The sequence below is a fragment of the Pseudomonas fragi genome (genome assembly GCF_025426255.1).
GTDB lineage: Bacteria > Pseudomonadota > Gammaproteobacteria > Pseudomonadales > Pseudomonadaceae > Aquipseudomonas > Aquipseudomonas kulmbachensis.
Genome location: NZ_CP104861.1, coordinates 4429511 through 4444374, shown reverse-complemented (window position 1 = coordinate 4444374; position 14864 = coordinate 4429511). Strand labels below are relative to the sequence as shown.

13 protein-coding genes and 1 pseudogene are annotated in these 14864 nt (G+C 57.5%); 5 read left to right on the top strand and 9 right to left on the bottom strand.

The features are described 5' to 3' along the window. Positions 1–491 precede the first annotated feature (491 nt). From N7D90_RS20645 to dksA, 5 genes are all read right to left on the bottom strand, one after another. A complete protein-coding gene (locus N7D90_RS20645; RefSeq protein ID WP_261739719.1) occupies positions 492–1925 on the bottom strand; it encodes a sigma-54-dependent transcriptional regulator in 1434 nt (477 codons plus the stop codon). Between the two features lie 22 nt (positions 1926–1947). Further along, positions 1948–4902 carry a sensor histidine kinase gene (locus tag N7D90_RS20640; RefSeq protein WP_261739718.1) on the bottom strand — a complete coding sequence of 985 codons (2955 nt, stop codon included), beginning with the start codon at positions 4900–4902 and terminating at the stop codon, positions 1948–1950. Beyond that, positions 4886–5062 (bottom strand): hypothetical protein, encoded by a 177-nt coding sequence (locus N7D90_RS20635; protein WP_003176118.1) that lies wholly within the window; start codon positions 5060–5062, stop codon positions 4886–4888. The genes N7D90_RS20640 and N7D90_RS20635 overlap by 17 nt, the downstream gene beginning before the upstream one ends. 78 nt (positions 5063–5140) lie before the next feature. Then, a complete protein-coding gene (gluQRS, locus tag N7D90_RS20630; RefSeq protein ID WP_261739717.1) occupies positions 5141–6028 on the bottom strand; it encodes a tRNA glutamyl-Q(34) synthetase GluQRS in 888 nt (295 codons plus the stop codon). 187 nt (positions 6029–6215) lie between these two features. Next, a complete protein-coding gene (gene dksA, locus N7D90_RS20625; protein WP_261739716.1) occupies positions 6216–6656 on the bottom strand; it encodes an RNA polymerase-binding protein DksA in 441 nt (146 codons plus the stop codon). Positions 6657–6978: 322 nt separating this feature from the next. Here dksA and N7D90_RS20620 point away from each other — a divergent pair, with 322 nt between their 5' ends. Together N7D90_RS20620 and sfsA are read left to right on the top strand one after the other, a co-directional pair. Beyond that, positions 6979–8151: a pyridoxal phosphate-dependent aminotransferase gene (locus N7D90_RS20620; protein ID WP_261739715.1), complete on the top strand. Its 1173-nt coding sequence runs from the start codon at positions 6979–6981 to the stop codon at positions 8149–8151. Further along, positions 8151–8858: a DNA/RNA nuclease SfsA gene (sfsA, locus tag N7D90_RS20615; RefSeq protein ID WP_261739714.1), complete on the top strand. Its 708-nt coding sequence runs from the start codon at positions 8151–8153 to the stop codon at positions 8856–8858. The genes N7D90_RS20620 and sfsA overlap by 1 nt, the downstream gene beginning before the upstream one ends. Here the strand turns inward: sfsA and N7D90_RS20610 are convergent. Next, positions 8841–9179: a Rieske (2Fe-2S) protein gene (locus tag N7D90_RS20610; RefSeq protein WP_261739713.1), complete on the bottom strand. Its 339-nt coding sequence runs from the start codon at positions 9177–9179 to the stop codon at positions 8841–8843. The two genes, sfsA and N7D90_RS20610, sit on opposite strands and share 18 nt — an antisense overlap. Before the next feature lie 177 nt (positions 9180–9356). Here N7D90_RS20610 and N7D90_RS20605 point away from each other — a divergent pair, with 177 nt between their 5' ends. From N7D90_RS20605 to N7D90_RS20595, 3 genes and pseudogenes are all read left to right on the top strand, one after another. Then, on the top strand, positions 9357–10232 hold the full coding sequence (locus tag N7D90_RS20605) for a hemin ABC transporter substrate-binding protein (protein WP_261739712.1): 876 nt from the start codon (positions 9357–9359) through the stop codon (positions 10230–10232). 50 nt (positions 10233–10282) lie between these two features. Further along, positions 10283–11266 (top strand): FecCD family ABC transporter permease, encoded by a 984-nt coding sequence (locus N7D90_RS20600; protein ID WP_261742498.1) that lies wholly within the window; start codon positions 10283–10285, stop codon positions 11264–11266. A 47-nt stretch (positions 11267–11313) separates the two neighbouring features. Beyond that, a pseudogene (locus tag N7D90_RS20595) lies at positions 11314–12033 on the top strand (heme ABC transporter ATP-binding protein); the annotation flags it as partial. Positions 12034–12268: 235 nt separating this feature from the next. Here the strand turns inward: N7D90_RS20595 and N7D90_RS20590 are convergent. The 3 genes from N7D90_RS20590 to N7D90_RS20580 all read right to left on the bottom strand — a co-directional run bounded on the left by N7D90_RS20590 (position 12269) and on the right by N7D90_RS20580 (position 14766). After that, positions 12269–12541, bottom strand: a complete 273-nt coding sequence (locus tag N7D90_RS20590; RefSeq protein WP_261739710.1) for a TfoX/Sxy family protein — start codon at positions 12539–12541, stop codon at positions 12269–12271. Between the two features lie 235 nt (positions 12542–12776). Beyond that, entirely contained in the window at positions 12777–13118 is a 342-nt protein-coding gene (locus N7D90_RS20585; RefSeq protein WP_261739709.1) for a pentapeptide repeat-containing protein, read from the bottom strand. A gap of 91 nt (positions 13119–13209) precedes the next feature. Further along, positions 13210–14766 carry an AAA family ATPase gene (locus N7D90_RS20580; protein ID WP_261739708.1) on the bottom strand — a complete coding sequence of 519 codons (1557 nt, stop codon included), beginning with the start codon at positions 14764–14766 and terminating at the stop codon, positions 13210–13212. Positions 14767–14864: the final 98 nt, after the last annotated feature.

Here is a 14864-nt window from a genome sequence, read left to right as displayed (position 1 = left end):
TTATTGATTGCGGGCTTTTTGTTTTTGTTAATCGCCCTGGTTACAAAGGTCTGGCCTGTGTAACCCTCCCAATCGGGAGATAAGAGCAAACGGATTGCTTTGGTCGCTGTGTTGATGTGATCAATGATCCAACTAGTTCAGGCTCTGCTTTAAGTGCAGTTTTTGTTGTTCTCTGCCTAGTCGTGGGGCAAGCCCCATTTACAACGCCTCTCCAAAACAATCAGTTAGCTGCGCCTCCGCCGTGTTGTTCTTGTTATGCGTGAGCCGATACGTCTTATTTTTATTATGTGCTGCTGTGATTCTTATTGTTCTTGTACGGATACATATAGCATGAGGCGTGCCAACTTTTGCGCGGCCCAGCAAAATAAGGGGTTTTAAGGTTTTTTGCTTTTTCAAGGGCAAAAAAAAGCCGGGTCATCGTTACCGTAAGACCCGGCTTTTGTTACGTGATTTAACTGAGGTAACAGTTTTTTTACATTTAGCAGTGTTACCTAGCCTTCGCTTGGCACGCCGGTTTTGCGCCGCGGGATCCCCAGGCGCTGGCGCCGCTCCCACAAACACTTGCGGCTGACCCCCAGTTTGCGGGCCAGTTCGGTCTCGGTCATGTGGTCCTGATGCTCAAGCACGAAGTGCTGGAAGTAGTCTTCCAGTGACAGGTCTTCGGTCGGATCAAGGCTGGTGTTACCGCTGCCGATGCTCTGCTGCGGGGCCAGGCCGATGAAGTCATCGTCTTGCAGGTCGCTCAGTTCAATATCGATACCCAGCAGTTCGGCCGAAATTTCCGGGCTTTCGCACAGGATCACTGCACGCTCGACTGCGTTTTCCAGTTCGCGAACGTTACCCGGCCATGAGTAATGGCTGATTGCACGTTCGGCATCGGGGGCGAATTTCAGGTCGGTGCGACCTACACGTGCGCTTTGACGGGCGAGGAACGCGGTGGCGATTTCGTTGACGTCGGCGCCACGCTCGCGCAAGGCAGGCAGTTTGAGTGCGATCACATGCAGGCGGTAGTACAAGTCTTCGCGAAACTGGCCCACCTTGGCCAGGCTTTTGAGGTCACGGTGAGTCGCCGCAATCAGGCGCACGTCAACTTTTTGCGATTGCACGGAACCTACGCGGCGTATTTCGCCTTCTTGCAGCACGCGCAGCAGGCGCGCCTGTGCCTCAAGCGGCAGTTCGCCGATTTCATCAAGGAACAGCGTGCCACCATCGGCGGCTTCAACCAGACCGGCACGTCCAGCGCTGGCGCCGGTAAATGCCCCTTTTTCGTGGCCGAACAGCTCGGACTCGATCAGTGACTCGGGGATAGCCGCGCAGTTCACCGAGATCATCGGCGCCTTGGCGCGTCTGGACAGGTTGTGCAGAGCGCGCGCGACCAGCTCTTTACCGGTCCCTGACTCACCCTGGATCAATACATTGGAGTCTGTTGGCGCTACTTTGCGGATCTTGCTGTACATGTCCAGCATTGGCGGGCAGGAGCCAATGATGCCAATTTCACCGTTGCTGTTATCTACCGTGTTTTTGTCGGCGATGCCCGCTTTGGCAGGACGCTCGGCAGGCACGCTTTGGGTGTTTTGCCGATCACGCAGAATGCGCGCTACCGCTTGCAGCATTTCGTCATGATCAAAAGGTTTGGCGATGTAGTCGACGGCGCCCATTTTCATCGAGTCAACGGCCGAGCGCAGGCTTGCATAGCTGGTCATGATCAGCACCGGCTTGCCTTGGCCAAGCTTGATCAGCTCGGTACCTGGAGCGCCTGGCAGGCGCAGATCGCTGACAATCAAGTCGAACGAGGGAATGCTGAAACGCTCCTGAGCTTCTTGCACCGAGCCAGCCTCGCTGACCTGGTACTGGTTACGCTCCAGTAAGCGGCGTAACGCGGAGCGGATGATGGTTTCATCTTCGACGATCAAAATATGCGGCATTGATTCAGTTCTCTCGACGGTCTCAGTTCACAGCGGACGTCGCTTCGACATGACGCGGTAGTGTCACCCGGATACGGGTTCCGCGTTGGCTGATAATGTCAGCCGGGCTGTCGATGGTGATTTGTCCATAATGCTCTTCAACGATGGAATAGACCAGTGCAAGGCCCAGACCGGTGCCTTCGCCAGGGTCCTTGGTGGTGAAAAACGGTTCGAACAATCGGTCCATGATGTTCTTCGGAATGCCTGTGCCTTCGTCTTCCACGATGAGGTCGACAGTGTGCTCGCTGGCTTCGGTCTTGACCCTGACTGCACTCCCCGCAGGCGAGGCATCGCGGGCGTTTGACAGCAGGTTGATCAACACTTGGGCGAGTCGCTGCGGATCACCATCAATCCAGTGGTCAGGGTCGCAGAGGTTGTAAAACTGCACTTCAAAATTGCGTCGGTTCAGGGCCAGCAAACCGATGGCATCCTGGGCCACTTCGGCCAGACAGACGGGCTCGTCATTGTGCTGATGGCTGCCAGCATGGGCGAAGCTCATCAAGGACTGCACGATGCGCGAAATACGCTTGGTCTGCTCAAGAATCTGGCTGCTGATCTCAGTCAGTTCGCTGTCGTCCTCGCGTTCTTCGCGAAGGTTTTGCGCCAGGCAGGCGATGCCGGTCACCGGGTTGCCGATTTCGTGAGCCACGCCCGCTGCGAGGCGGCCGATACTGGCCAGCCGCTCGGAGTGCACCAGTTTGTCTTCGAGCATCTGGGTTTCTGTCAGGTCTTCGACCAGCAACACCAGACCGCTGTTGCCCGGAGCCAGGGGTTCGTCAATCGCGGCCTTGTGCAGGTTGAGCCAACGGGTTTGACCGTCGAGAGCCAGGTGCTGCTTGTGCAAGTGTTCGTCAGGCAGGTCGATAAAACCTTGCAGCAGTTCTCGCCACGGGTCGCCCAGGGTACTCAGGCGCGAACCCACCACGCGCTGTGCCGGGATGCCGGTCAACTCTTCCATGGCTTTGTTCCACATCAGGATCTCTTGATCCTTGGCCAGCGAGCAAACGCCCATGGGCAGTTCTTGCAGGGTCTGGCGGTGGTAGCGGCGCAAGGCATCGAGCTCGGCTGCAAGACCTGTGAGGCGCGAGTGGTAGTCCTCAAGCCTGCTTTCGATAAAGTGAATGTCTTCGGTGACGTAGTTTTCACCGCCTGACTTGTAGGGCAAAAAGGTCTCGACCATATCCTGGGCGACGCTGGGGCCCATCAAGCCGGAGAGGTTGGCTTCGATACGGTCGCGCAGGCGGCGCAAGGCATAGGGGCGGCGCTCATCGAAGGGCAGGAACAGGTCGCGTAGCGCTTGCTCGACTTCTTTTTGCGCGGCCTTGGCTCCCAGGGGTTTGGCCAGCTGGGTGGCGAACTCTTGCGGTGAGGCGGCGTGCAGCTCGCGGCGTTGCGGGCGGCGCACGTTGTCGACTGCGCAAGCTTCGGCGGCGCTTGCCTCTTCAGGGCTGGCGTTGGTGAACAGCGAAATCAGGGTGAACATCAGCACGTTGGCCGCCAAGGACGCAATGGCCGCCATGTGCCAACTGGTGTCGTCCAGCACGTAGATCATGTTCAACCACGGGATATAAAAGCCCTGGAAGTTGCCGATCAGCGGGAACAGCATACTGGCCATCCACACCAGAATCCCTGCCAGCAACCCGGCAATAAAGCCGCGTCGGTTGGCGGTCGGCCAGTACAGCACCGAGAGCACGCCAGGCAGGAACTGCAACGTGGCGACAAAGGCCACGATGCCGAGGTTGGCCAAATCTTGTTCGGCGCCCAACAGCAGGTAGAAACCATAGCCAGCCATGATGATGGCAACGATCAGTGCGCGACGGGTCCACTTCAGCCAGCGGTAGATGTTGCCTTCGGCAGGTGGCTGATAAAGCGGCAGCACCAAGTGGTTCAGGGCCATGCCCGAAAGCGCGAGGGTGGTGACGATAATCAGCCCGCTGGAGGCCGAAAGCCCGCCCACATAAGCCAATAGCGCCAAGGGTTTGTTGTTGGCGGCAATACCGATACCGAGGGTGAAGTACTCGGGGTTGGTAGTGGCGCCCAGCTTGAGGCCGGCCCACAGAATCAGTGGCACGGCGAGGCTCATCAACAGCAGAAACAGGGGCAGGCCCCAGCTGGCGCTGACCAGCCCGCGAGGGTTGAGGTTCTCGGTGAAGGTCATGTGATACATGTGCGGCATCACGATGGCCGAGGCGAAAAACACCAGCAACAGGGTACGCCACGGCCCTTCTTGCAGCGGCGTGTGCAGGGCGGCGAGCGCCGTCTGGTTTTGCAGCAGCCACACTTCCAGCTGTTGCGGGCCATCGAACACACCATAAAGCGCGTAGAGGCCGACGCCGCCAATGGCTATCAGCTTGATCACGGACTCAAAGGCAATGGCGAATACCAGCCCTTCGTGTTTTTCTCGGGTGGCGATGTGCCGTGAGCCGAAGAAAATCGTAAACAGGGTAATCAGCGCACAGAAACTCAACGCCACGCGGTGTTGCACCGGTTCGCGGGTGAGGATGCTGATGGAGTCGGCCACGGCCTGGATTTGCAGGGCCAGCAGCGGTAACACACCAATGAGCATGAAAATCGTGGTCAGCGCACCGGCCCAGGTGCTGCGAAAGCGGAAGGCGAACAGGTCTGCCAGCGATGAGAGCTGATAGGTGCGGGTGATTTTCAGGATCGGGTAAAGCAGCACTGGCGCCAGCAGGAAAGCCCCGGAAACACCGAGGTAGCTGGATAGAAAGCCGTAGCCGTATTCGTAAGCCAGACCCACGGTGCCATAAAACGCCCAGGCACTGGCGTAAACGCCCAGCGACAGTGTGTAGGTCAGGGGGTGGCGAATGATTGCACGCGGGATCATTCCGCGTTCACTGATCCAGGCTACGCCAAACAGCACCCCCAGGTAGGCGGCGCTGATCAGGATCATCTGGGTCAGGCTAAAGCTCATCGGCATCTTTTTGGCTCTGAAGAATAAAGGTCACAACGATCAGAATCAGCCAGAGCAGATAGGGCCTGTACCAGGCGCCTGTCGCATCGATCCACCAATCCATGATGGCGGGAGAAAACAGGTAGATCCCGACAACCAGCAACAGGACCAATCGATAGATATACATCCCGCCCTCACTTTTACAGGCCGCATGCCCAAAAACGTGCGGCGATGGTAACGGATGGCTGGCAACCTGCAAGGGCTGTCAGCGTAATTGCGCCTCGGCGAGGGTGAGTGTGCGTGGGATATTGGCTGCGTTCCAGTGGGCGACACCCCAATCCAGAACTTCACGTGGGGTGGAGTCGTTCAAGCGTTCGTCTGTGGTCTGACCCAAAGTGCGCAAGGCGCGAAGCAGTAGCGGCGTAGCCTGCTCCGGGGTCAGGGGCGGCGAGCGGTACGATTTACCGAGTTTGTGGCCATCTGGTTGCACAATCAGGGGCACATGCAAATAACGCGGTTGTGACAACCCCAGTAGCTCCTGCAAGTAGAGTTGGCGCGGTGTGGAGTCCAGCAGGTCAGCGCCGCGCACGATATCCGTTACGCCCTGGGCTGCATCATCGAGCACCACGGCCAACTGATAGGCGTATAGCCCGTCGCGGCGGCGAATTACAAAGTCGCCCACCTCGCGGCCCAGATGCTGGCTAAATGAGCCTTGGACCCGGTCTTCAAAGCGGTATTCAAGTTCCGGAACCCGTATGCGTATTGCGGCGTTCTCCATCGAGTGGCCAGCATTGCGGCAAAAACCCGGGTAAATGCCGTTGTAGCCTTCAAGCTGTTTGCGCGAGCAGGTGCAGGCGTAAGCCAGGCCCATGCTGAACAGGCGATTGAGGACTTGGGCGTAGGCCTCGTGGCGCTCGCTTTGCAGAACCAGTTCGCCGTCCCACTCAAAGCCATAGCGTTCAAGGGCATCCAGAATCGCAGCCTGGGCACCTGGCATTTCGCGCGGCGGGTCGAGGTCTTCCATGCGCAGCAGCCAGCGGCCACCTGCGGCGCGGGCGTCGAGATAAGAGGCGAGGGCGGCGACCAGGGAGCCAAAGTGCAGATGGCCGCTGGGCGTTGGGGCGAAGCGCCCGATGTAGGAGGGAGTAGTCATGAAAAAAATCCTGTAGCCGCTGCCAAAGGCTGCGATGGATATGGTGCGCCACTGCGAGTAGCAGCCTTGGTGTTTTGAAGGCCCTTCGGTCCTTATCGCAGCCTGCGGCGGCGGCTACAGAATTCTGTGACCAAATTCCAGAAACAAAAATGGGGCGTTCGCACGCCCCATCTGGTCAAGTCGGCGATTACTTGCCGACTTGTTTTTCCTTGATTTCAGCCAAGGTTTTGCAGTCTACGCACATGTCGGCAGTAGGACGGGCTTCGAGTCGACGGATACCGATTTCGACACCGCAGGATTCGCACCAGCCGTATTCTTCGTCTTCGATCAGTTGCAGAGTCTTGTCGATTTTCTTGATCAGCTTGCGCTCGCGATCACGGGCGCGCAGTTCCAGGCTGAATTCTTCTTCCTGGCTTGCGCGATCGGATGGGTCAGGAAAGTTTGCCGCTTCGTCTTTCATATGATCAACGGTGCGGTCGACTTCCTGCATCAAGTCCTGTTTCCACTTGTTCAGAATCTTGGTGAAATGCTTGCGCATGGGCTCGCCCATGTACTCTTCACCCTTTTTTTCAACGTAGGGTTCAAAGCCGCTAAGTTGACTATTCTGTTGCTTGGTTTGTGTGGGCATGAAATGGACCGCCTCTCATTCTTCTAATCCATTGCGCAGGATTGCAACATCACCGACACCTGCCGGCCCTGCGGCTGCAAGCGGGCGAACTTACCAGATCAAATCGGGCTGCGCTACTCCCGCATGTCTAGCCCGTTGTCAGTGGTTGTGTACAGACCCTGTAGTGCTTGAGATTAGTGGCTAATTAATAATTTTAGTCGAGCTATGACCGGCGCCTGGGTTGTTTGGTTCTATTGGCGGGTTGGCTAAGACTGTATTTAGCTCTCCCTTGTGAGATTGCTTGGGTAGAATCGTTTTTTTGCTTACCCAGGAAAACAGGCTAATGGCTCAGTCTTACAGTGCGCGCAGCCGCGCAATTGAACCGTTCCACGTAATGGCGTTGTTGGCGCGTGCCAACGAGCTGCAGGCTGCGGGGCACGATGTGATTCACCTGGAAATCGGCGAGCCGGACTTCACCACGGCTGAGCCTATCATTGCCGCCGGGCAGGCCGCTTTGGCCGCCGGAAAGACCCGCTATACCGCTGCCCGTGGCTTGCCGCAGCTGCGTGAAGCAATCTCTGGTTTCTACCAGCAACGCTATGGGTTGAATATCGCCCCCTCGCGGATCCTTATCACACCGGGCGGTTCTGGCGCCTTGTTGCTGGCAACAAGCCTACTGGTTGATCCGGGTAAGCACTGGCTGCTTGCGGATCCGGGCTACCCGTGTAATCGACATTTCCTGCGCCTGGTTGAAGGCGCTGCGCAATTGGTGCCGGTGGGTCCGGATGTGCGCTACCAACTGACGGCGGATCTGGTTGAACGCTATTGGGATCAAGACAGCGTTGGTGCGCTGGTTGCATCGCCAGCCAACCCTACCGGGACGATGTTGAGTCGTGATGAGCTGGTAGCCCTGTCGACGGCGATCAAGGCTCGTAATGGGCATCTGGTAGTGGACGAGATCTATCACGGCCTGACCTATGGTTGTGATGCTACGAGCGTGCTGGAAGTCGATGACAGTGCTTTTGTACTCAATAGCTTCTCCAAGTATTTCGGCATGACCGGATGGCGTCTGGGCTGGCTGGTGGCGCCACCTGAAGCCGTGGCCGATCTGGAGAAGCTCGCACAAAACCTCTATATCAGCGCGCCAAGCATGGCCCAGTACGCAGCTCTGGCTTGTTTTGAACCACAGACGCTGGCCATTCTGGAAGAGCGACGGACCGAGTTCGGGCGGCGTCGTGACTTTCTGTTACCAGCCTTGCGTGAGCTGGGCTTTGGCATTGCAGTAGAACCCGAAGGTGCGTTTTACCTGTACGCCGATATCAGTGCGTTTGGCGGTGATGCGTTTGCGTTTTGCCAGCATTTTCTCGAAACCCAGCACATAGCCTTTACTCCGGGCCTGGACTTTGGGCGTTACAAGTCCGGGCACCACGTACGGTTTGCCTATACCCAAAGTTTGCCGCGTCTGCAGGAGGCCGTAGAGCGGATCGCCCGTGGCCTCAAGAGCTGGAAGGGCTGATGCGTTTCTCACCTGAGCTGGAAGAAGGGCGGCTGATAAAACGCTACAAGCGTTTTCTGGCGGACATTGAAACCACCAGCGGCGAGTTGCTGACCATTCACTGCCCGAATACGGGCTCTATGCTTAATTGCATGGTTGAGGGCGGTCAGGTTTGGTTCAGCCGCTCCAATGATCCCAAACGCAAGTTGCCGGGCACCTGGGAAATCACGCAAACCCCGCAGGGGCGGCTGGCGTGTGTGAACACCGGGCGCGCCAATCGCTTGATCGAGGAAGCGCTGCTGGCGGGGGTGATTACTGAGCTGGATGGGTTCACTGCGCTCAAGCGCGAAGTGCCTTATGGGCAAGAGAAGAGCCGGATTGATTTTCGCCTGGAGTACCCGCAGGGCTTTGCCTTTGTCGAGGTCAAAAGTGTCACCCTGGGTTTTGACGACTCTCGTGTCGCGGCATTTCCGGATGCCGTAACCCAGCGTGGCGCCAAGCATTTACGCGAGCTGGCGACTCTGGCGCGCGAAGGTGTCCGTGCAGTCCAGCTGTATTGCGTCAACCTTACGGGGGTCGACGCTGTACGTCCTGCAGAAGAAATCGACCCGGCTTACGCCGCAGCATTGCGCGAGGCAGTAGCAGCCGGGGTGCAAGTGCTGGCTTATGGTGTAAGCCTGACCTCTGACGCGGTGGTGGTTGATCGTCGGTTAGACGTCATCCTCTGATGCTTCTGGTGTAATCCAGATCCCTTGGCTGTCTTCGCGACAGCCAAGGGCAGTCAGAAATTGCCCGGCGCAAGGCCCGGCAATGCACTCCCCGCTTTCGATCAGGAACAGCGCAGAGTGGGTAGCACACTGGATCAGGCTGGCGCTTGAGTCGAGAAATTGATCCGGTTGCCACTCCAGCGGCACCCCGCGATGGGGGCAGCGGTTTTTGTAGGCATAGACTTGGCCATCACGGCGAATGACCAGCAAACGCAGATCGTCCAACTCGAAGCCGCGGCTGGAACCTTCGCCAAGTGCCGCAGAGGGGCATAAAAACTTCATGACAATCCTTAATAGCAGCCAAACAGTTGTGTCGAAGACGTGTTTCAGGTTGGGTTAAGAGGTTGACGTGCAAATGCAAACAATTATCAAATGGCGCCTTGCTCCGCGATGTACTGTTTTCACGGCGTGACAATTCCTTTGTCCCGTTGAGCCCTCTTTTTCAAGGAATGCCTCTGTATGCGCTTGAGTCTCCGCCTGATTACGCTCTGTGCAGGCCTTATGATCACTCATGCCAGCCTGGCTGGTGAGTTGCCGCAACGCTGGGTCAGTGCAGGGGGAGCGCTTTCGGAATGGGTCAGCGTGTTAGGCGCAGAGTCTAAATTGGTTGGGGTCGATACCACCAGTCAACATCCTGAATCACTCAAGTCGCTGCCCAGCGTTGGGTATCAGCGCCAGCTCTCGGCAGAAGGGATCTTGAGTTTGAAACCGGATGTCCTGATCGGCACTGAAGAGATGGGGCCGCCGCCTGTTCTGGCACAAATTCGTGGTGCCGGTGTGGCGGTCGAGATGTTTTCGGCACAGGCAGACCTCGCAAGTCTTGAAGGTACTTTGCAACATCTGGGGCTGCTTCTGGGGGACGAGGAGCAGGCGGCAAAGGTGTTCAAAAGTTATCAACAGCAGCTTGAGCAGCATCAGCAACAGGTCAAGTCTGCACAAGCAGGTCACAAGGCCCCCGGAGTATTGCTGCTATTGGGCCATGCAGGCGGCAAACCGTTGATCGCCGGCAAGGACACCGCCGCAGACTGGCTGCTGACTCAAGCCGGTGGGCATAACCTGGCCACGCATAAAGGCTACAAGCCATTTTCGGTGGAAGCGCTGGCGGGGCTCAATCCTGAAGTGCTGGTGTTTGCTGATCGTAGCCTGACAGGTGAGGCGGCTCGCCAGGCACTGATGAAGGAAAATCCGATATTGATGTCTATTCGCGCCGCCAAAAATGGCCGGGTGTACGAGTTGGACCCGACGCTGCTGGTGGGCGGTCTGGGACCACGGTTGCCCGCCAGTTTGAAGCAACTGACAACTGAGTTTTATCCAACGGTTCCGGCAAGCCAATGAAGACGCTGGTTAAACCCCGCTCTCTATTTATAGGGCTGAGCGCGCTGTGCCTGTTGTCGATTTGGCTGTCGCTGGCGCTGGGGCCGGTGAGTTTGCCGCTGTTTGACACCTTGCGCGCCGCCCTGCGGCTGCTCGGCGTGCCGATTCAGGGTGACGGGCTGGAGCAGGCTGAGCTGATCCTGGGGCAGATTCGTTTGCCGCGCACCTTGTTGGGGCTGGCGGTAGGCGGGGTGTTGGCACTGTCGGGCGTGGCCATGCAGGGTTTGTTTCGCAACCCGCTGGCGGATCCCGGGTTGGTCGGTGTGTCCAGTGGTGCGGCGTTGGGTGCGGCGATTGCGATTGTTGGCGGAGCCGCTTTTGGCGGGCTACCGGAATTTATCGGGCCTTATTTACTGTCGGTATGCGCGTTTCTCGGTGGTTTGGGGGTGACAGCGCTGGTGTATCGACTGGGACGCCGTAACGGTCAGACCAATGTAGCCGTCATGCTGTTGGCGGGGATAGCGCTGACAGCTTTGGCCGGGTCGGCGGTAGGCTTGTTTACCTATCTGGCCGATGACGCAACATTGCGTACGCTGACGTTCTGGAATCTGGGCAGCCTTAATGGCGCCAGTTACGCGCGGTTGTGGCCATTGTTGATTGTCACCGTGGGCGTTGCGTTGTGGCTGCCCCGGCGGGCGAATGCGCTCAATGCGCTGTTGCTTGGAGAGTCGGAAGCCAATCATCTAGGAATTGATGTTGAAGGTCTGAAGCGTGAACTGGTGTTTTGCACCGCGCTGGGTGTGGGGGCCGCAGTGGCGGCGGCAGGCATGATCGGCTTTATCGGGCTGGTGGTGCCGCATTTGGTGCGGTTGCTGGCGGGGCCTGATCATCGAGTGCTGTTGCCTGCATCGGTTCTGGCGGGGGCGACGTTGCTGCTGTTCGCCGACTTGGTTGCACGGCTGGCCCTGGCACCGGCAGAGCTGCCGATCGGGATTGTTACCGCATTTCTCGGTGCGCCGTTCTTCCTGTTCCTACTGTTACGAGGTCGTCACTGATGCTGCGTGCGCAAAACTTGCAGATCCGTCGCGATCAGAAAATCGTGCTGGCGGATGTCACCCTTGATGTGCGCCCGGGGGAAGTGTTGGGCGTACTGGGGCCCAATGGCGCGGGGAAAAGCACTCTGCTGGCAGCGTTATGCGGGGAACTGGCACCGAGCGGGGGGCAAGTTTGGTTGGATCAGCAGGCCTTGGGTCACTGGAAAGGCGCGCAGCGGGCACAGCGCCTTGCCGTCTTGCCGCAAACTTCGACCCTGGATTTCGCCTTTCGTGTTGAAGAGGTCGTAGGCATGGGCCGGCTACCTCATCAGACAGGCCGTACTCGTGACTCGGAAATCATTCAGGCCGCATTGCAGGCTGCGGATGTTGAGCACCTGGCGGGGCGCAGCTATCTGGCGTTATCGGGGGGTGAACGCCAGCGGGTACATCTGGCACGAGTACTGGCGCAATTATGGCCAGGTCAAAGCGGGCAGACCCTGTTGCTCGATGAGCCAACCTCGATGCTCGACCCTTTGCATCAACACACCACGCTCAAGGCCATTCGGGCATTCGCTGATCGCGGCGCGGCGGTACTGATCATCCTGCATGACTTGAATCTGGCGGCGCGTTACTGCGATCGCTTGCTGTTGCTTGAGGAGGGGCGTCCGCGAGCCCTTGATTGCCCGCAAGTGGTATTGCAGCCGGACGCTCTAAAGGCCGTTTTTGGTCTGGATGTTTTAGTACAACCTCATCCGGAACTGGGGTGTCCTTTGGTCATTGCCCGCTGAACTATAGCGCCAGTTACTTTTTTGCTGGCGCTTTTCAACAGGCAAAAAAAGACCCGGCAAGAGCCGGGTCAAATAACCGTGATTAGCCTGATGAGGAGATTTTCTGAGAGTCCGAACCAAGGGCCTTCCAGAAGATCGACTGGTCTCGCGACCAGATGGCGTAATAATAACAATTCTCATTCCAGTGTCAATAGCTGTTTTTTACCGTTCATCTTGTGTGGCTTAAACCGTCACTTCAGGCTTTGCTCAGTGCTTCCAAATGCTCGACTTGCCGGTTAAGGGCTTCTTTGCGTTCTGCCGGAATGTCATTCCAGTGCACATCCAGCAAGGCCCCTTCAATGGCATACAGAAGCACTTTAGAGGCCCTGAAGCCCCTGGCTTTCACCGCTCGATAAGCATCTACGGCGCCTAAGCGCTTCAAGTCAGAGGCACTATGGATGCCAACAGCATGTAGCCATTGGGCCGAGGTTTTTCCGAGGTTTTTCAAATGCTGGAGTTCATCATTCATCTGCTCTCCTTGCGACGGCGTGAGCTCAGCGTTTACAGGGCATGGTGATCCTACGAAGTGTAGCGCTCAGTAGGAAAACCGCAGTCCATTAGTCGGTTTTGGAACAAGGAGTACCCAGTTCAGGCTGCTTTCTGTCGGACAGTGGCAAGGGGCCAGACGGGCAGGTGGCTGTGTCCGGGTCAACAGAGCGGTATTACTACGACGCTTTAGCCTCGGACCGGGTGTCGTATTTGCGTCACTTGGTGCGGTAGCGCAGGCGGGTGCCAAAATTAACCGACATCAGAATTTCATCGGCCGTCAGCTCGACCGGGAAATAGGCACCTGAAATCTGTGCATGGGCTAGGCTGGCGCCTTCGATGCAAGACGTGCGCAGGTCCAGGCCGCGCAAGTCGGCTGAGCGGAAATAACCGTCGGTGAAGTCCACGTCTTCGACTTGTAACTCGCGTAAATCCAGCCCACGAAAGTCTCCGCCGCGCATGTCGATATGTCCGGCAGGACGCTGCTGATTGAAACCGCGGATATCATCTTTATGCAGCAGAGCGTAGAGCGCCGACTCAAGCAACTTGGGATGGCTCATGGTAGGGCTCCAGCCGGATGTGGTAACTAATATTATAGTGCCACTATCGGGTGCCGTGAAACCATTGCGGTTTCACGGCGAACGCGAATTCTTACAGGCCTGGCAAGCGCTGACGAATATCCGCAATCAGGGTGTCGAGGCTTTTGCTGTTGTGGGTTTCAACACGCTTGCTGCGCAGAATTTCATCGGCGCCCAGCGCTTGGCGGTTGGCTTGCTGGGCCTTGACCACTTCGAGGGTGGCGTCGGAAGGGTCGGTGCCAATGGACTTGCGGTGGGCCAGCCAACCTTCGATCACAGCGTCTGGCGCGGTACAGTCGAGGATCAGGCAAGGTACACCGGTGGCTTCTGCAACCTTGGCGGCGGCGTCGCGCTGCTCGCGTTTGAGGTAGGTGGCGTCAATAACGACGGGGAAGCCCGCGCGCAGCACGATGCCAGCCAGCTCATGCAGTTTGTTGTAGGTTGCTGCGCTGGCGTCGGCATTATAGATGCCATCTCCTACAGCGTTTTCAGCGGTCTGCTTGCCGAACAGTTGCTTGCGGATAACGTCTGAGCGCAGACGAATCGCTCCCAGCGCCTCAACCAGTCGCATGGCTACTGAGCTTTTACCTACAGCCGAAACGCCATGGGTAATGGTCAGGAAACGTGACGGAATAGTGCTGTAGCTTTCCGCCAGGTTGGCGTAGTTACGGTACTGACGCAGGGTGGCTGCGCGTTGCACCGGGCTGGCTTCGGCAGGCATGCTGAACAGACTGACTTTGGCGCGAACCAGCGCACGGTAGGCCTTGTAGAAGTTCAGCAGCTCAAGCCCCTGGTAATCAGCGGTCAGCTCCAGGTACTGGCTGACAAAGCGTCGTGCCAGAGACTTCAGGCCGCGGTCTTCAAGGTCCATCGCCAGGAAGGCGGTATCGGCATACACGTCGGTGAAGCGGAAAGGCTCGTTGAATTCGATGCAGTCAAAAATTACGACCTTGCCATCAATCATCGTGGCGTTGCCCAAGTGAATATCACCGTGGCATTCGCGGATAAATCCTTGGGCCTTGCGCTGTTCAAACAGTGGCTTGAGGCGCGTAAAGCTTGCCTCTGCCCAGGCCTGAAGGGCCTCCAGTTGCAGCAGGTCGGATTTATCCACGAGGAATGGGCGAATTTGCTCGAAGTTCTGGCGGACCGGGTCCATCACGGCGTCTGGAGTGCCTTGATAATGGTCTAGAGGAACGTGGGGCGCCTGCATGTGGAAATGTGCAATTTGCTGGGCCATCTCGTCAATATGGGCGGCATTAAGTTCGCCATTGGCTTGCAACGTGCTCAGTAGCTGGCTTTGCGGAAACTGGCGCATTTTTAGTGCGTATTCAATCACCGGACCTTCGCCGCCCAGCGTTGGCGCCTCGGCTGTACCGGTGATCGGCAACACGTCGAGGTACAGGCCTTCGGTCAGGCGCTGGTTCAGGCGCAGCTCTTCATTGCAGAAGTGTTCACGACCGCTGAGCTCGGTAAAGTCAAGGAAGCCAAAGTTGACCGGTTTCTTCAGCTTGTAGGCGTACGGGCCGGTGAGAATGACCCAGGAGATGTGAGTCTCGATAACCTGAAACTTATCGACTTGATGGGGGTAGAGGTCCGGGTTCTGCAGGGCTGTAATCAGGTTCTGGCTCACGGTTGATCCTTCAAGGTCTGGAAAATTCAATGCGCCATTATGGCCGCTGACAGCGGGAGTGCAAACCGCCGGGCTGCGCATGATGAACATGAATAAAG